Source organism: Flagellimonas allohymeniacidonis, from assembly GCF_004296335.1.
Classification (GTDB): domain Bacteria; phylum Bacteroidota; class Bacteroidia; order Flavobacteriales; family Flavobacteriaceae; genus Flagellimonas; species Flagellimonas allohymeniacidonis.
The window spans coordinates 184003-202513 of the sequence record NZ_SGIU01000001.1 but is presented as its reverse complement, the minus strand read 5'-3'; the positions used below and the strand labels follow the sequence as shown (position 1 = coordinate 202513).

The 18511-nt window shown below is 42.4% G+C and carries 10 protein-coding genes; 3 read left to right on the top strand and 7 right to left on the bottom strand.

Annotation, left to right across the window (positions count from 1 at the left end; all coding sequences use genetic code 11):
* Positions 1-3 precede the first annotated feature (3 nt).
* The 7 genes from EW142_RS00815 to EW142_RS00785 all read right to left on the bottom strand — a co-directional run bounded on the left by EW142_RS00815 (position 4) and on the right by EW142_RS00785 (position 13815).
* Positions 4-846: an endonuclease/exonuclease/phosphatase family protein gene (locus tag EW142_RS00815; protein ID WP_130608290.1), complete on the bottom strand. Its 843-nt coding sequence runs from the start codon at positions 844-846 to the stop codon at positions 4-6.
* Complete coding sequence (locus tag EW142_RS00810; protein WP_130608287.1) at positions 843-2468, bottom strand: sulfatase family protein; 1626 nt, start codon at positions 2466-2468, stop codon at positions 843-845. The genes EW142_RS00815 and EW142_RS00810 overlap by 4 nt, the downstream gene beginning before the upstream one ends.
* A 100-nt stretch (positions 2469-2568) precedes the next feature.
* Complete coding sequence (gene bglX / locus EW142_RS00805; RefSeq protein WP_130608284.1) at positions 2569-4842, bottom strand: beta-glucosidase BglX; 2274 nt, start codon at positions 4840-4842, stop codon at positions 2569-2571.
* 52 nt (positions 4843-4894) lie between these two features.
* A complete protein-coding gene (locus EW142_RS00800; RefSeq protein WP_130608281.1) occupies positions 4895-6250 on the bottom strand; it encodes a glucoamylase family protein in 1356 nt (451 codons plus the stop codon).
* 28 nt (positions 6251-6278) lie between these two features.
* Positions 6279-7718 (bottom strand): RagB/SusD family nutrient uptake outer membrane protein, encoded by a 1440-nt coding sequence (locus tag EW142_RS00795; protein WP_205783204.1) that lies wholly within the window; start codon positions 7716-7718, stop codon positions 6279-6281.
* A 38-nt stretch (positions 7719-7756) separates the two neighbouring features.
* Positions 7757-10822, bottom strand: a complete 3066-nt coding sequence (locus EW142_RS00790) for a SusC/RagA family TonB-linked outer membrane protein (protein WP_130608278.1) — start codon at positions 10820-10822, stop codon at positions 7757-7759.
* Between the two features lie 233 nt (positions 10823-11055).
* Entirely contained in the window at positions 11056-13815 is a 2760-nt protein-coding gene (locus tag EW142_RS00785) for a helix-turn-helix and ligand-binding sensor domain-containing protein (protein ID WP_240740123.1), read from the bottom strand.
* 291 nt (positions 13816-14106) lie between these two features.
* Between EW142_RS00785 and EW142_RS00780 the strand changes: the two genes are divergently transcribed.
* From EW142_RS00780 to EW142_RS00770, 3 genes are read left to right on the top strand one after another with little or no spacing between them, the layout of a single operon-like run.
* The gene (locus EW142_RS00780) at positions 14107-15930 is read left to right on the top strand and encodes a family 43 glycosylhydrolase (protein ID WP_240740122.1); all 1824 of its coding nucleotides are present in this window, start codon (positions 14107-14109) and stop codon (positions 15928-15930) included.
* Positions 15884-17296 carry a sulfatase-like hydrolase/transferase gene (locus EW142_RS00775; protein ID WP_130608276.1) on the top strand — a complete coding sequence of 471 codons (1413 nt, stop codon included), beginning with the start codon at positions 15884-15886 and terminating at the stop codon, positions 17294-17296. Before EW142_RS00780 ends, EW142_RS00775 begins: the two co-directional genes overlap by 47 nt.
* Positions 17296-18453, top strand: coding sequence for a formylglycine-generating enzyme family protein (locus EW142_RS00770; protein WP_130608273.1), 1158 nt, complete (start codon positions 17296-17298; stop codon positions 18451-18453). Before EW142_RS00775 ends, EW142_RS00770 begins: the two co-directional genes overlap by 1 nt.
* The last annotated feature ends 58 nt before the right edge of the window (positions 18454-18511 follow it).

The following is an 18511-nucleotide window of genomic DNA, read 5'->3' as shown; positions in this document are numbered from 1 at the left end:
TTCTCATTTAAAGGCAAATTCAGCGTACACTGGAAAGTGGTCAGATGGATACCGACCTTGTATGGAATCACTTAAAATGTCACATTTCAGGCCTTTAAGTGTGGAATCATCAAAAAAAATATAATCAATTCTTCTAGTAACCGGCTTTTGGGCATCGAATCCGTTAAAAGTACCTTGGGCCTCATCCGCTTTGTAATTGGCAATGCTATGCGCATCTTTCAGTTCTTTTAAAACCAACCCAATTCCTTCACTATCAGGTTCAAGGTTAAAATCGCCTATCAATAGTACGGGCAAACCATCAGGGTTTAACTGCTCCATTTTTGCCAAAATCAATTTGGCACTTTCCAACCGGGCCACCCCACCAACATGGTCAAAATGGGTGTTGAACACCAAAAAACGATTTCCACCTTTTAAATCCTCAAAAAGTCCGTAGGTGCAGATGCGTTTTATAGCTGCATCCCACCCCTTAGAAGGTTTTTGGGGTGTCTCGGAGAGCCAAAAGGTATTATTCTTCAAGAGTTTTACCTCGGTGGTGTCAAAAAAGATAGGAGTATGTTCCCCTTTCTCCTTACCATCGTCCCTACCAACACCAAAATAGGAATATTGCTCAAGATGGCTTTCCAAAAAAACCACTTGGTGCTTCAATCCTTCCTGAACTCCAAATATCGTTGGACGATATGTGTCCAGTTGCGATGCGACCCATGCCTTTCTTGAATCCCATGTATTGATCCCGTCAGAAGGGTTATCAAACCGAATATTATAGGTCAAAACGCTAAATTGCTGGCCAAACGAGGAGCAGGTTAAACCTATTAACAAAACAAATGCAAAGAAGTTTCCCTTTTTCATTTCATTGGTGCACCTCTTAATTTTTCAAATGCTTCAAAAGCTTTGTCCACTTTCTCTTTGGGAGCTTGTTCAAATTCTTTTTCCGTCACATTGTATAGTTTTTGTACCGAATCAAGTCTTGTTTTCATCCTTTCAATGATGTCTCCATACGCTTCATCATCTATCTTATTGTCCAACTCTTCGGGGTCCTCTTTCAGATCATAGAACTCCCAACTGTCGATATCGTCATAGAAGTGCATCAACTTGTATCGTTTTGTGCTCACTCCATAATGCTTCTTTACCATATGAAACGCTGGGTAATCGTAATAGTGATAGTAGATGATATCCCTAAAATCCTTCTCTTCCATCGTATCCATTAACAAAGGAACCAAAGATTCTCCCTGCATCTCGGAGCTGTATTCGCTCCCTCCTGCAAAATCCAACAAGGTCTGGGCAAAATCTAGATTTTGTACCATGGCGTCAACTTGCTTCCCTTTTTCGACTACACCGGGGTATTGTATCAAAAGAGGGGTCCTAAACGATTCCTCGTACATAAAACGCTTGTCGAACCAGCCTTTTTCCCCTAGGTAAAAACCCTGATCGGAGGTATACACGACAATAGTGTTCTCATCCAAACCAGATGCTTCCAAATAGTCCAAAATTTTTCCAACCCCTTCGTCCACAGACGCCACAGTGGCCAAATAGTCCTGAAGATAACGTTGGCCTTTCCATAACGCAAGCTCCTTTCCATCAAGATTGGCTTTGTGAAAGGATTCGTTTTTGGGTTGATAGGCCTCATTCCATCCAGTACGTTGCTCCTCGGTCATTCGTTCAAAATCGGATGGCCAAGGATTGTTGGCCAGTTCCAAACTACCTGCAGCTTTGTTCAATTTTAGATCGTGCCCTTCGTACATGTCCTTGTATATGGTTTGTTGCTGCTCCTTAGCGGCTTGCTGATCATCATGCCCGGCAAAATAGGTGTCTGGAATAGGAATGTTGATGCTGTCATATTTGTTGGCATGACGGAGAGCCGGCATCCAATTTCTATGGGGGGCCTTATGCTGTATCATCAAAAGGAAAGGAGTGCTGTCATTTTTTTGTTTCAACCAAGAAAGTGCTTTGTCGGTAATGATATCATTTGCATAGCCTTCCACTGTTATGGAATCCCCATTATCTACAAAGTTGGGATTGTAATAATTACCCTGGCCCTGTAAAATGTTCCAGTAGTCAAATCCCTGCGGCCAGTCGTGAAGGTGCCACTTCCCCACTATTGCCGTTTGGTATCCCATTGTTTTAAGATATTTGGGCAAGGTTGCTTGAGAACCGTCAAAACGCTCCCCATTTTGTCTAAACCCATTAAGGTGACTATGTTTCCCTGTAAGTATTACGGCCCTGCTGGGGCCACAGATTGAATTTGTTACGTAAGCCCTGTTGAACCTTGCACCGTTCTCCGCAATTCGGTCAATGTTGGGAGTGGGTGCAATTTTCCCGATTTCGTGACCATAGGCACTGATAGCTTGATAGGCATGATCGTCGGACATGATAAAAACGATGTTGGGTGTTGTCCGTTTTTTCTCTACTTCCTTCTCCTTACATGCGGAAAAACAGAGCACCAGCAAAAATGATAAGAATCTGATTTTCATGTTATTTCTTTTATTCCAGATGAATTTTTGATTATGCAAAAGCTAAGTCAATACCAACTTTTTTATGTGGCACACTTTAAAGACAACCCAAAAATCACTTTCACTTCAATACAAATGAGCGGGAAAGCTCCGCATTTGAATTTGGGCCAACATACACCACAAATTCTCCCGGCTCCGCTATATACTCCAAATTACTGTTATAAAACTTGAGGTCGTTCTCTGTTAAGCTTAAAGTTACTTCTTTTCGCTCACCCTTTTTGAGCATCACTTTCTTAAACCCTTTAAGTTGGCGTCTTGGTGGGGTTATACTTCGGACCACATCGCTCAAATAGAGCTGTACTACCTCCTCACCATCGTAATCTCCTGTGTTTTCTATGGTTACCGAAACGTTTACGCCCTGACCTTGGTTAATCTCTGATTTGTCCAAGCGGAGGTTGGAATACTCGAAGGAAGTATAGCTCAAGCCGTATCCGAAAGGCAGCAATGGGGTATTGGGCACATCCAAATAGTTCGATTTGAATTTTTCGTAGCCTCCCTTTGGATTTGGTCTTCCGGTATTCTTCACACTGTGATAAATGGGTATTTGTCCCACATTTCTGGGCCAAGTTGTGGTCAGTTTTCCAGAGGGATTATAATCTCCAAAAACAACGTCGGCAATCGCATTGCCCGCTTCCACACCGGAATGCCAAACCTGTAGTATAGCCACGGGCATGTCAAACTCCTCTGGAATTGTAAGCGGGCGGCCGCTCATCAAAACAAGGGCAATAGGCTTGCCTGTGGCAACCAAAGCACGGATCAGTTTCTTTTGACTTTCTGGAATTGAAATATCTGTACGGCTGGCCGCTTCGCCACTCATCTCTGTAGCTTCACCCACCACTGCTACAACAACATCCGAGGTATTTGCTGCATCCACTGCTTCCTCAATCATGGCTTCCGGTGAGCGCTTATCGATAACTACCCTTTGGCCAAATACATTCACCTTTTTCGCCAACTCCTTATCGTCAGTTATATTGGACCCCTTTGCATATGAGATGGTGGCATTGGGCACCACTTTTTTAAATCCCTCGATAACGGTTACCGCTAAATCCGGATTTCCAGTAGGGGCCCAGGTTCCCAACATATTTTTACGGCTATCTGCCAGGGGACCCACCAAAGCAACTTTGGCGTTCTTCTTTATGGGAAGAATGCCATTGTGGTTTTTTAGCAGTACAAAAGAGCGCGCAGCAACCTCCCTGGCAAACTGGCGATGTTCCGGCGTAAGAATATCCTTTTTTGGTCTTTCGCTATCCAAGTAGCGGTAAGGATCATCAAACAAGCCCAATCGGTACTTGGCTTCCAAAATTCTTCTACAGGCTTCGGTCACTTCGTTTTCCGTAACCCTTCCCTCTTCCACCGATTTTTTAAGTGTTTTTAAAAAACCCTCACCCACCATATCCATATCCAAACCTGCTTTCAGGGAAATAGCCGATACATCCTGAAGGTTTCCAAAGCCATGGGGAATCATTTCATTTAAAGAGGTATAGTCGGAAACCACAAATCCAATAAATCCCCATCTGTCTCGCAACAAATCTGTCAAAAGCCATTTGTTCCCGGTAGCTGGTATTCCATCGACATCATTAAAGGAGCTCATGACAGATGCCACCCCGGCATCCACAGCTGCCTTGTATGGGGGTAGGTATTGATTGAACATTTTAATTTTACTCATATCCACGGTATGGTAGTCGCGACCTGCTTGTGATGCTCCATATAGGGCAAAATGCTTCACACAGGACAGCATGGTATTGGAATGAGAGAGATTGGTTCCTTGATACCCTTGAACCATGGCCTCTGCAATAGCCGAGCCCAAGTAGGGGTCCTCCCCTGCTCCTTCGGCAATACGTCCCCATCTGGGATCTCTTGCAATATCCACCATAGGGGAAAAATTCCAGTTGATACCATCGGCTGTGGCTTCAACTGCCGCTACCCGTGCGGTTTTTTCAATCAATTCTGGATCCCAACTGCATGAAATTCCCAGGGGAATCGGAAATGTGGTTTTATAGCCATGAATGACATCAGAACCGAACAATAGGGGAATTTTTAAACGGGTATGTTTCACCGCCAGTTCTTGGGCGACCCTCACCTTATCCGGTCCAGCCACCCCAAAAAGGCCACCCACTTGGCCCGCTGTGATCTTTTTTTCCACATCCTTGCTTACGACAGAACCCGTAGCAACTCCACCGCCCGGCGTAAGTAGGTTAAGTTGGCCTATTTTTTCATCCAAGGTCATCTTGTCCAAAAGTTTTTGGACAACTGGAATTGTGCTTCTTTCTTGGGCACGTACATGCATGAGAATACTAAACAAAAAGACAACTAGATATGGTTTGGTCAAGTTCATAATGTTTATTAATGGAAATTATGAGTTACTACGAAAATCTATCCAACGCTTCTTACTGCTCATGGGTAAAGCCTAATTTGGCAAGTCCCCTTTGCACATCTTCATTTTTCATGAACCATTTCCAGAGCATACCGCTTCTGTAGTTTTCAATCATAACAGGTATCGGGCCCTGATCAATTGCAAGATATCGTGGCAAATACCAATTATGTTCAAGGCTAAAAGCGTCATAGGGGCCATATTTTCCAATCAGACGGTCCTGTTCTTCATACATAAACCGTAAAAAATCAAGGCTCTCCTTGGGAGTATATGGCATCGATGACAAGGCAGCTGTAGGTGAAATTACCCCCAAATCCCTATCGGGCCGGTGTGCCGCATAACCTTTCATGGAATAGCTTGAAGTAAGGCCCCAGCACTTTTCGGAATATCCTTCATAATCATTTGGGTTTTCAATGCAATGCCTGTAATGAATTGCAGCATGATTGGTATTTAACTTCCAATAATCCCCATATTGATCTTTAAGGCCTTTGGGGTTCAATCCCAAATATGAATAATGTGCCCAAAAAAGTGGCCCTACGGGAGAAGTATCACTTGAATAGTGATCTAATTCCGTATCCAGATCATAATAGTTTACCCCATTGGATATATCACCATTTCTGGCCCAGCCTATGTCATAGGCTTCTTTTGAAATTGGATGGGTAGGTGAAGCCGCTGCCAAAATGTACATGACCAGGGCTTCATTATAACCCCTGACCAAAAAGTTCATTTCCCAACCGAAATTTGGCGACCAATGCCAAAACAAACCGTTTCCTCCTTGGGTATACCAATCCCATTCCACTTCCTCATATAACTTTTGTATGTTTTGAGCAAGTTGCCTCTCCCTTTGGTTACCTTCCATGAAATACTGTTTTACCGTGAGTAGGCCTTGAATAAGAAACGCTGTCTCTACTAGATCTCCTCCATCATCCTTTGGGCTGAAGGGTTTGGTTTCCCCAGTGGGGCCATAAAGCCAATGTGGCCAAGCGCCATGAAAACGATCGGCCCTTGCCAGATAGTCCACTACTTTCTCGAAACGTTTTAGGGCATCCTCACGGGAAACAAAACCACGTTCAATACCAACCAAAATGGCCATTAGACCGAAGCCCGAACCTCCCGTGGTCACCACGTCTCGGTCATCGGAGGGATAAATACCGTCCATATGTATTCTCTCCCGGGCCATTCCGGAAACAGGTTCTGCCCCTTCCCAGAAATAGTTGAAGGTTTCTTTTTGAACAATATCCATCAGTTCCTCATCGGAAAGGGAAATTTTAGTGCCCTTTTCGGAAGAAGTTTGTTTTTCTTCGACAGTTTTATGGCCATTGCATCCCGCTACTAAAGATGCAATGACCATTAGGTTTAACAGTAACCTCATGAAATAAACTAACTCAAACTTATATTAACTAATAACCCGGATTCTGTACCAAAACACCATTGCTCAGGTTGATTTGGTTTTGAGGTATAGGGAAAATCTCATGCACCCCATCGGTAAACTGTGTTCCGTGAGCCTTGAGAACTTCTCCAGCTCGGCCTTGACGTACCAAATCCAAGAAACGATCCCCCTCCAAAGCCAATTCAACACGTCTTTCCCTCCAAATGGCCGTTCGCAGGTCATTTTGATCTGTGACGCTGATATCGGCAAGTCCAGCCCGATTTCTTATTCTGTTGAGACTTTCCAGTGCAGCACTGGCATTGCCCAATTCGTTATTGGCCTCAGCATTCATTAAAAGAATATCGGCAAAACGTAAGATTTTCAAATTGGCATCGGCATTTTGCCTACAATTGTTTCTCCTGTGCTGGGCTTCTGGGATGTATACTTTTTGATTGTATCGCGTAGGATTATCTGGATTATTACCAGCTGTTATCAAATCCCCTTCCGGTGTAGTCTCTCCTACGAACAAGATGGTGGCATCCATTCTCAAATCGCCTGGCTCATAGGCGTTCACCAAATCCTCCGATGGAGAATTGAATCCCCATCCGAATTGTCCACGAACTCCTTGGTGTTGGCCATATTGTGAATCTCCCAAACAGCCCGCATCCGCGATAGACTGCACTTCAAAAATTGATTCCACATTGAACTCGTTTTCTGGTCGGAACAATTGGTAGTAATCAGGAAACAGGTCAAATCCCAATCCTTTTACCTCCTCAGTCAATGACAGTACTTGTGTCCAATCACCTCTGTACATGTATACTTTTGCCAAAAAGCCCTTGGCAGCACCACGGGTGGCCCTACCAATGTCTTCACCAGAGTAAGAAACAGGCAAATCTTCTGCTGCTGCAACCAAATCTGCAATCAAAAAGTCATAAACCTCATCCACGGAGTTCCTTGGGATATTATAGACCCCATCTTCAGGCAAGGTGTCGTATATGGGAACACCTCCAAAAGCTCTCACCAAATTGAAGTAATGATATCCTCTAAAGAACCTAGCTTCCGCCAGTAATCTTGTTTTTAAAGTCTCATCCATGTTGATACCTGGTACATTGACCAATATTTGATTGGCAAAGTTGATACCCCGGAATTGTCCCGTCCAATAATTATCAAAGAGAAAAGCGGAAGAATTGAATGTGAAGTTGTTGAAATCATTTAGGAAAGCCGCATCTCCGGGATTACTGCCTTTATCTGAGTCGTCAGACGGTATCTGTAGCACTCCAGTATATGGAAAACCCGAGGTAAACCATTCTATCTGATAGGCATACATTTGGTTCGTTGCCTCAAGGGCATGTTCTTGAGTCGCGAAAAATTCTTCGGCTGGCACGGCGTCTTCCAAAGGAATTTCCAAAAAGTCATCGTTGCAACCTATTGTTGCCATCAACAAAAAGGTTATAATCAATTCTCTTTTCATGTTTTTTGTTTTTATATGATATAGAAAGCAATTCATCGTTAAAACTTGATATTAACACCTAGATTATAGGTAGCCGCCAAAGGATATACATTGTTATCAATACCAGCGGCAACAACTACCCTTTCAGGGTTGTTATTGTCTGGAATAAAGTTATTGGCGCTTCGGTTTGAATTGGTAAGACCGGCACCACCATTTATTTCAGGAGAAAAGCCATTGTAACTGAACAGGGTCAGCGGATTCTGTGCGTTGAAATAGATTCGTAAACTTTCCCATAGCGGTTTATCCCCAAAAATGGCATTCGGCAACGTATAGCCCAATTGAATGGTCCGTATTCTAAAATAGTCACCTTTTTCCACGTAAAAATCACTGGGTCGTGAAGAGTTCTGGTCTGAGTTTGGCGCTGGATAATCATTTACATTGCTACCTGGAGTCCAACGGTTCTCAAAGAAATCCAAGTCCCAGCTTTCGTTACCAAATCGGGCATTGCGGTTAAAGTTATAGATCTCATTACCGGCCACTCCCTGAAAATCCATGTTGAAGTCGAAGTTTCTGTAGTTAAGCGCAAAACCAAAGCCATAAGTGAAATCTGGTACAGGACTTCCCAAAAAAGCTTTGTCGTCCTCGCCAATCAAGCCATCACCGTTCAAATCACGGAATTTAAAAGCACCTTGAGGCAAACCAAGCTCAGTTGATTCAGCTTCTGTCTGTACTACACCATCTGTAATAAAACCGTAGTATGAACCTACTTCGGCCCCTTCCTCCAATCTGATAATTGGATTTCCGAACAATCCACCACCCGTATTCAAGAAAGACCCTCCTAGAATCTCGGTGATCTCATTGTTTATGGTTGTTAAATTTCCATAGATGCTATATTGAAAGTCATCGGAAACTGTTTCTGACCAATTAAGGGATAACTCTACCCCTGTATTTCTGAAGCTTCCAGCATTGGTAAGCAATTCACTGTTTGTAGCTCCTGAAGATGCCAATTGAGCGACACGGAATACGGCATCTTGAGTCTCCCTATTGAAGTAGTTGACTTCTCCGCTAAGTCTGTTGTTGAACATTGCAAACTCCAAGCCAAAGCCATATTCCTCCACAATTTCCCAGAAAATACTGGGATCGGAAAATTCACTGATAGATCTACTGACCGCGGCTTGATTTCCTTCATTACCAAAAAAGGCGACTCCGGGGGCGGAGGCGGTAACATCAAATCCTCTGGGAACGTTTGCATTACCCAACTGTCCCCAGTTGGCTTTTAATTTCAGGCTGTTAAAACCTGAATTTTCCATAAAAGATTCATTGCTGATTACCCAACCAATACCCACAGAAGGAAAAATTTCGGTATTGTTGTCGGCGGGGAAACTAGAAGAGCCATCTCTTCTGACCGTGGCATTTAATAAGTATTTGTTGTCATATTTGTACTGAAGTCTTCCGAAAAAGGACTGAAACCTAATTTTTGAGCCTTGGTCATCCACCGTTTCGGTATCGGCATTACCTAAATCTAAAAACAGTACGGCATCATCACCTGTAAAATCCACTTCATTGGCCCTGCCCTGCATTCTAAAGGAAATACGTTCCTCTTGGGAGAAACCACCAAGCAATGTGAGATCATGTTTGCCAATGGTTTTGTTCCACGTGACCGTATTTTCCCAAAGCCAATTATCATTTTCAAATTGGTTCCTTTCCAAATTGCTTACGGGACTTTGTTGCGCATCACTTACAAAGAACTCTGGAGTGTACCTGAAGTTTCTGCTCGAAGAGAAATCCCCCGAAAAGCTTATACGCACCTGTAAATCCTCAATGGGCTTGATTTGTGCATATACATTGGAGAGCGCCCTATTGCCTTGGGCTTTCCCCCTAAAAAAGTCCAAAGTCGCCCTTGGATTTCCAAAGTTTCCAACAGCTTCAGGGTTTCCGTAAGAGCCATCAGAATTAAAAGCGTTAAATAAAGGAGGTGCTATATAGGCCTGATAAAAGGGCTCATTCGCAAGGTTGTTACGGGTATCTGTGTATGCAATTGAACCTCCAACGGTAAAATAGTCGCTCAAATCAATATCTAGACCGATTCTTCCTGTAATTCTTCTGAAGTCATCTCCAGAGTTGATGTTGCTTCCGGCATCCAAAAGTCCTTGTTGGTTAAAGTAACCTAGACCCAAATAGTATCTGGTTTTTTCAGTGGAACCGTTCACAGAAATATTATGGGAAGTAGTAATAGGGGCGTCCCGTAAAATTTCGTCGAACCAATCTGTGTTGCCATCAAAATCATTGGCATCAAGTCTGACATCCGAACCTTCAAAGGCTTGTTTCTCATTGAAGAGCTGCACGTATTGCTCGGTATTGACCAAATCTGGTATGTTAGTTGTCTTTTGGAAACCTATAAAACCATCATAGGTGACGGATGTTCTTGCCTCACCGAGTGTTCCTTTTTTCGTCTTGATTACGATGACCCCATTGGCCGCCCGAATACCGTAGATGGCCGAACTGGACGCATCTTTCAAGATACTCATGCTTTCAATATCGGCAGGGTTCAAATATTGTATATCATTGGTTAGCACTCCATCAACTACATAAAGAATTTCTGCATTACTGACACTACCAACACCTCTAATTTGAACGTTAGGGGCTTCACCCGGTCGCCCGGAGTTTGTAATGTTCACACCGGCCACTCTACCCTGAACTGAACTCAGCGGGTTGGCATTGGGTTGATTTGAGACCTCATCACCGGTAACCACTTCAATGGAACCCGTGATGTCCGCTTTTTGTTGGGTACCGTATCCAATAACAACAACTTCATCCAAAAGTTGAGTGTCCACCTGAAGAGAAACACTGATTGAAGTTTGGTTGTTAACCGCTACCTCTTGTCTTACATATCCAATGTAGCTAAAAACAAGTGTTCCATCAGTTGGCACATTGTTCAATACATAATTACCGTCAAAGTCAGTTTGTGTACCAATTGAAGTACCTTGCACTACTATACTTGCCCCCGGTAAAGGTGCTCCACCCGCTTCCGAAACCGCCCCGGAAACTGTAATTGTACCTTGTGCGAAAACGGTTACATTGATCAATAATAGAAAGATTGATAAAAATAAACTCTTTTTTTTCATAATTGTTTAGCAAAGGTGTTAGTTAATTGCTAATTTAATAAAGAGCTTTTCCGAAATCGATGTAGTGACCTACATAAAAACTACATCACTCCTTCAGGCAATCAAAATGGCTAGAAAACAAGGCATTTGCAGTAGTAGGATAAAAAAAATTCTAATAAATAATTAACACAATGATGTAATTATGATGTAGTACACAACTAGGAAAAACACATCGGAAAGAACCTATTTGCTCATTACGAAAAGGTGATAAGAAAATTAGAAAGGTTCTTGGTACTTTCCAGTCTTAATTTTTTTCGTAGTCTGTAGCGGTGAATTTCCACTCCCCTTATCGTGATTCCCATGAGTGGCGCAATTTCTTTAGTAGAAAGATTCATCTTAAGGTAAGCACAGAGTTTCAGGTCTTTAGGGGTAAGCTCGGGGTATTCCACTAAAAGTCGCTCGAAAAAGTCTTCATGCAATTCCTTAAAACTGATTTCGAACCTTTTCCAGTCCTCGGTGTCCTTTACCGAACTATTAAGTTTTTTGATAAATGAGCGGTAGCGTTGAGAGTTGGGAAACTTGTCCTTGTTGAGAACCAGCATATTTTTCAGCTCTAAAATCATTTCGTTCTTCCGAGCAATGTTCAGTGCAGTACTGGCCAGTTCATTTTGCTTTAGTTTGACCTTTTTTGCCAATTCCTCTCTTTCCATTTGAGCAATTCGGCGATCTTGTTCCTTCTGCATCTGTTCCTCAAGTTCGGTTTGCTTTCTTTTTAGCTTTATACGGTTATATCTTCTTACCAAGAAAATGGAAGCGATTACCAAAAGGACATAAAGAGCAATGCTCCAGTTTGACAAAAACCAGGGAGCAGCAATTTTGAATTCCATGGTACTCCGCTGAGATAATTTGTTGTCGATACCCACTGTGGAAACATCAAATCTATAATCACCATGAGGAAGATTTTGAAATGCAACAACACCTTCTTCAACAAATCCAGCGTGTTTCTCCTCCCCTGATAAATTGTAATAATATCGCGGTTGAATCGATTTTGGCGTAGCGAATCCAACAGTAATGATTCGCGACTTCTTATACGACAAGGACGGTAAATTCTGATGAACTGGAATGTAGGAGTCGTCTTTGTCCTTTAGAAAAGTAAGTTTAGGCACTGGCAGCTTAAAGCTGTCCAACTGCCTTTGCAATTGGGCCACATTTACTTTGGCAAAACCATCGCTAAGGGTTATAAATGAAACGGTATCATTTGTTTTGATCATTCTTTGGGCATCAGGCACCAAACGTCTACGCAGGGGTAAATCAGCAATTACCAAACTGTCGGTTCTTAAATTGGTTCGAACGACATGTTTATTTTTATCCCCGTCCACAAACCAAAAATGTTGGTCTTCAAAGCTCAACAACTCCTGATTGTTATACCGTCCAAACTCCGAAAAAGGAACGATCTCTCCAAGAATAGCGTCGTATTTGTACCAATTGCCCTGACTACAGAACACGATTTGATTTTTGATCTTATAAATCTTTACGTTATAGTTACTTGGAACGCTTTCACCATTAAACTCATCAATTTTTGAGACTCTGGAATAATCCTCGTTCAGGTGAACACGATAAAACCCTTTGTAGGGGTGCGCCACCCAAAGCACGAACGGGTTTTCAAAACACAACTGCTTGATAGGAAACCCAATTCCCGCCACTTTGGTTACTTCCCATTGCCCATCGGCTTCTTTGTGGTAGGTCGCAAGTCCTGTATATAGGCCTTGCATGTATTTATCCCTTTGCTCGGGTATTCTCACTATTTCATATCCTCCGGCAAATCTGGAAAGGCGTTTGAACTCATTTTGTTCAATTTTATAGGTCCCTGTATTATGACCACATATCAAATCGTTATTTATGATTTCCAAATCCCAAACATGACCTTGGGAGCCGTTAACGAATTTCAATGTATCAGAATCAAAATAGAATACTCCCGTGTTACTTCCCAAGTAGATCTTTCCGTCGTACAACGCCATATCATACACCATTCCCAAAGCCCCTGAATGATCAGTATAATATGTAATGGAGTTATTAAGTTTTACCCTGGCTATCCCATTATCAAGGCCTAACCAAAGCTGACCCTTGTATTGAAGCATGGAGAGTACCGTATTGTTTCCAAGACCTGTTTTCTTGTTTAGAATTTGTGAAGCTCCGGTATTGGAGTCATATAGATAGACACCATTTTTGATGGTGCCAAAGGCGAGTTTCCCATTGGTCAAGTTCAGTAGTTTGTTCAACTGATGGGATTTAAGCTCAGTATTGAGGTCGTTTTGCCAGGGTTGTATTTCATTCCCGTCGAAAATGAAGCAGCCTTCCAATTTAGACCCGATCAACAGCTTGCCATCAACCACAACCATGTCGGTCAAGGTTTTGTTGTTTAACAGTTCCTGATTTCCCAGAGGTTCCAAAACATCATTCTTCAATTCAAAAAGACCTTCACTTCCTGTTGCGACAATGATTCTTCCTTGGAATTCAATAAAATCCGAAACAACTTGGGGAGGGTCAATTACTCTTATTTGGTTCTTTTCGTAGATATAAATGGAAGAGAACGAACGAAAAACAATGGCCTGCCCAATAGGGAGTATTTCCCAAAATTCCTCACTTGTAAACGTATGGTCCTGCAATAGCTGGGTCAAGGAATTATAATCAAAGAGACCGGCATCATTTTTTTGCCAATACCCAAACTCTTCATAAGAACCCGTATATATCCGCTCTTCCTGTGAAAGAATGGAGCGAATTATTGTGTTGTTCGGCAACTTGTACAAATTCCATTCCTCCCCATCAAAATGGAGCATCCCTTTGTTATTGGCAACAAACAACTCCCCACCCTCATTGGTCGTTAGGTCCCAATTCTTACCAGCCCCTTTATAGTCCAATAGGGAATAGTTGTAGACCGGAGGCAACAGATTCTGCGCTGAAGCCATTACCTGGAACAGTACAAAAAATATTATTGCTTTTGTAGACTTGGTCATCAATGCGGGCAATGCTTAAGTTTTAAAAACCATAGGTTAACCTAAAATCAATATACAAAACTAGGTATTGAAAAACTCAAAAGATAGTTCAGTAGTAGCTACAGAGAAGGTTTTTCTACATCATTACTACATCAGATTTGGCCCTAGTAACAAAAACTCTAAAAAAAGTTCGTTTCGGCCCTTTTGGTTTCAACTCTTTTATTCTGATGTATTTAATATGTAATTCTATTGTTTTATGGGTAATCCATATTTTCTATCTTGAGGTTAACCTAACCCAGTAAAATCCTTACTTTGGCAAAAGTTTCTTTGGCGATTTCAATCACGCTATGCATTTTGTTCCTAACTGCTTTTAGCTTGTATTCCCAAACCAGGGATTCTACTAAAAAGTACCGCACCTATTGCAATCCCATAGACATTGACTACTCGTACATGTCCCATTATCGGGCCAAGAACAATGTTTCCTATCGCTCAGGAGCCGATCCAGCGGTGATAAATTTTAAGGGTAAATACTATATGTTCGTTACACGTTCACATGGCTATTGGAGCTCAAATGATATGAGCAATTGGACTTTTGTAAGGCCCCAAAGTTGGTACTTTAATGGCTGCAATGCACCAGCAGCTGCCGTAAAGGATGATAAAATCATACTTATGGGAGATCCTTCAGGCCGTGGTGCTGTCATCGAAACAAAAAATCCTGAAATAGGAAATTGGAAAACCAATTTTGCGGTAATCAATGTTCGTGGAGGGGTACAAGACCCCAATCTTTTTGTGGATGATGACGGCAAGGTGTACCTGTTTGAAGAATCTTCCAATAAGTGGCCCATCAGAGGTGTGGAATTGGATGCCAACAACTATTACATCCCCAAAGGGGAGCAGACCGATCTTTTTAACCTTCAACCGGAAAAACATGGTTGGGAACGCTTTGGGCAAGACCATCACTCTGATTTGAAACCCTTTATCGAAGGTCCGTGGATGATGAAACACAACGATACTTACTATTTGGAATATGGTGCCCCAGGAACACAATGGAACGTGTATGCAGATGGGGTTTACACGAGTAAAAATCCGCTTGGGCCCTTTGAATATGCACCGTACAATCCTATTTCCTACAAACCGGGAGGTTTCCTGAAAGGCTCTGGTCACGGAAGTACGGTAAAAGATAACAATGGCAACTACTGGCATTTTGCCACCATGGCCATTTCGGTTAATTACAAGTTTGAACGTAGGTTGGGCATGTACCCGGCAGGTTTTGAACCGGAAGACGGTCAAATGTATGTAAACACTGCTTATGGTGATTATCCCCATTATTTGCCGGAAACCAAGGTGGAAAACCATAAAAACCGTTTTACCGGATGGATGTTGCTTTCCTATGATAAACCCGTTAAAACCAATTCGCCTTTAGTTGAAGGTTCTCCAAATGTGGTCGACGAAAGTGATCAAGGCTATATGCAGGAACAGATTACAGGTTTCGGAATCGGTCGAATCAATGATGAGGAAATTCGTTCCTATTGGGTTTCCAAGGCGAACAACGATTCCATTTATGTAGAAATCGACCTGGAAAATACCTGTGATGTGAGGGCGGTTCAAATCAATTTTCAGGATTATAAGAGTACTATTTTTGGTCGACCGGACAACTTAAGACAACAGTTCAGGATTACATCCTCCCTTGATGGAAAAAGCTGGAAAACCATTTCGGATTATTCCAAGAACCAGCGTGATATGCCCCATGGCTACATAGAACTGGATAGTCCTGCAACGGCACGCTATATTAGATATGAACACGTATATTGTTCCAACAAGCATCTTGCTATTTCTGAATTAAGGGTTTTTGGGAATGGAAAAGGAAAAGCACCTCGAACTCCGAAAAATTTTGAGGTTGCCCGGCAAGAAGATAGGAGAAATGTCAACCTCACTTGGGGCGAGGTGAAAGGTGCAACGGGGTATGTGGTTTACTGGGGCATTCATCCCAAAAAATTAAATCTTTCAGCACAGATATACGATTTTCCCAACTATGAGTTGCGCGCATTGAACACAGAACAGAAATATTACTTTCAAATTGAAGCTTTCAATGAAAATGGCATATCCAAGCGAAGTGAAATACGTTCTGCAGAGTGACATTCCCAAATTGATGGTAACACTACTGTGTCTTTTGCTATTCTTTCAGGCATGGGCGCAACATAAAGATTCAACCCCCAATATCGTTTTTATTTTTGCGGATGACTTGGGCTATGGCGATTTGGGTTGTTTTGGGGCCACTGACATTAAAACCCCCAATATTGATCGCTTGGCCCAAGAAGGAATAAAGTTTACCGATTTTTATTCCGCCTCTTCAGTTTGCAGCCCTTCAAGAGCGGCATTATTGGCCGGACGATATCCCCAACGAATGGGCATCAACAACGTATTCTTTCCTGATAGTTTTACAGGTATGGCCCAAAGCGAGATTACACTGGCCGAACTAGTGAAAGAAAAAAAATATCAGACCGGGATCATCGGTAAATGGCACCTGGGCCATCGTGAGAAGTTTTTACCCTTACAGCAAGGGTTCGACCATTACTTTGGGATTCCCTATAGCAATGACATGTCCAGTGTGGTTTATATGCGTAATAACGAGGTTGTGGATTACCATGTAGACCAAAGCCAAATGACGAAGACCTATACCGAAGAAGCCTTGAGTTTTATAGAGAAGAACAAGGATAATCCTTTCTTCTTATATGTGGCCCATAATATGCCCCATGTTCCCATTCACGCATCTGAGGATTTTAAGAATACATCGCAAAGAGGGTTGTATGGGGATGTTATTGAGGAACTGGATTGGAGCGTGGGACAAATTTTGAACAGACTAGAGTCACTAAGACTTCTCGATAATACCATAGTTGTTTTTACAAGTGATAACGGCCCTTGGTTGGTGATGGAGGAGTACGGAGGAAGCGCTGGGATTTTAAGGGAGGGAAAACAGTTTACCTTTGATGGAGGAATGCGTGTTCCAACGGTAGCAATGTGGAAGAAAAGGGTCAAGCCAGGAATAGTATATGACGGATTGGCCACTCAAATGGATTGGTTTCCCACCTTTGCCCATCTTTTGGACATCCCCATTCCGAATGATAGGGAAATTGATGGTTCGGATATTTCAGCCGTTCTGCTTCAAAGTGGGAAACGTATGGGCAACACTTTTCTTTTTTTTGATGGAAGCAGACTTCAAGCCTTCCGTGAGGGCAAGTGGAAAATCAAAAAACCGTACAAAGGGACAAAGGGCAGTCCATGGCAAAAACCTGTTGCCGCACATGATACGTTATTATTTGATTTAAGCAAAGACCCTGGCGAAATGAAAAACCTCTATCAAGAAAACAAATCTTTAGCGTTGGAGCTTTTTTCCAAAATGGAACAAGAATATCGGCAATTGGGACCCTTGCCAAAATCATTGATTGTTACAACTGGAAAAGATAACAGTCATTTTGAATATCTTAAAGGCAAAAAAGAGTAATGCGCTCACGGAGAAACTCTTTTAATCAGGCTAAAACATTTCTTTGGAGAAAGGTTCCAACATTTTTCTTTTGGTTATGGCTTAGCTTGACTTTGACCCAATGTATTGAAAAAAATAAAAAAAGCGAGCGAAATCCAGATATTTCCCAATCCGTGGAAAATGATTTCGATGTCTTGATAGAAAAACCAAAAGATAATAAAACTCCAGAAGGAATGGTTTGGATTCCTGGAGGTTCCTTTACCATGGGTGCAGTAGCTTTCGACTCCTTGGCCATGTCACATGAAAAACCCAATCACACGGTTTGGATTGATGGTTTTTTTATGGATAGTACGGAAGTGACGAATGCACAGTTTGGAAAATTCGTTCAGGAGACCGGCTATGTCACAGTTGCCGAAAGGGAAATTGATTGGGAGAATATGAAAGACCAATTACCTGCTGACACCCCAAAACCACCAGATTCAATTCTTCAGCCAGGTTCCTTGATTTTTGGGAAGCCACAACAGGCCGTACAAAACCTCAGTGACTACACACAGTGGTGGCAATGGAAAATAGGGGCCAATTGGAAACATCCCTTAGGCCCTGGCAGTGATTTAACGGGCAAAGAGAGTCATCCTGTGGTCCACATTGCCTATGAGGATGCGGTGGCTTACTGCAAATGGTCCGGTACCAGACTTCCAACGGAAGCAGAATGGGAATATGCAGCAAGAGGGGGAACCAAGGACTCCAGATTTCCATGGGGCAATGAAAAAAAGGATTTATCCCGACTGGCAAATACTTGGACAGGTACTTTTCCGTCAGAAAATGATGCCAAAGACGGATATTTAAACAAAGCACCGGTTGCTTCCTACCCCGCCAACAACTACGGATTGTATGACATGGTGGGAAATGTATGGGAATGGACCCAAGATTGGTACAATACTTCCTATTATAAAAAAATTGCAGCAACAGAAGGTAAAATCATCAATCCGAAAGGAGCCAATAAGGCGTACAATGCATATAACTCATATGCTGAAGAGAAAGTAATCAAAGGCGGGTCGTTTCTCTGTAATGAAAATTATTGTGCCAGTTATCGGGTATCTGCGAGAATGGCCAATACGTCGGATTCAGCTCAAGAGCACTTGGGGTTTAGGACGGTAAAATCAATTGGCAAAGATTAACCCAATATCTTCTAAGTACAGTTGCGGGAGCTATTTAGCAAAACCTAATAACGTCCAC

Excerpts from the sequence above, each read along its gene's own strand:
- EW142_RS00815 (WP_130608290.1), bottom strand. The coding sequence starts at position 846 with ATGAAAAAGGGAAACTTCTTTGCATTTGTTTTGTTAATAGGTTTAACC.
- EW142_RS00810 (WP_130608287.1), bottom strand. The coding sequence starts at position 2,468 with ATGAAAATCAGATTCTTATCATTTTTGCTGGTGCTCTGTTTTTCCGCA.
- bglX (WP_130608284.1), bottom strand. The coding sequence starts at position 4,842 with ATGAACTTGACCAAACCATATCTAGTTGTCTTTTTGTTTAGTATTCTC.
- EW142_RS00800 (WP_130608281.1), bottom strand. The coding sequence starts at position 6,250 with ATGAGGTTACTGTTAAACCTAATGGTCATTGCATCTTTAGTAGCGGGA.
- EW142_RS00795 (WP_205783204.1), bottom strand. The coding sequence starts at position 7,718 with ATGAAAAGAGAATTGATTATAACCTTTTTGTTGATGGCAACAATAGGT.
- EW142_RS00790 (WP_130608278.1), bottom strand. The coding sequence starts at position 10,822 with ATGAAAAAAAAGAGTTTATTTTTATCAATCTTTCTATTATTGATCAAT.
- EW142_RS00785 (WP_240740123.1), bottom strand. The coding sequence starts at position 13,815 with ATGACCAAGTCTACAAAAGCAATAATATTTTTTGTACTGTTCCAGGTA.
- EW142_RS00775 (WP_130608276.1), top strand. The coding sequence starts at position 15,884 with ATGAAAATGGCATATCCAAGCGAAGTGAAATACGTTCTGCAGAGTGAC.
- EW142_RS00770 (WP_130608273.1), top strand. The coding sequence starts at position 17,296 with ATGCGCTCACGGAGAAACTCTTTTAATCAGGCTAAAACATTTCTTTGG.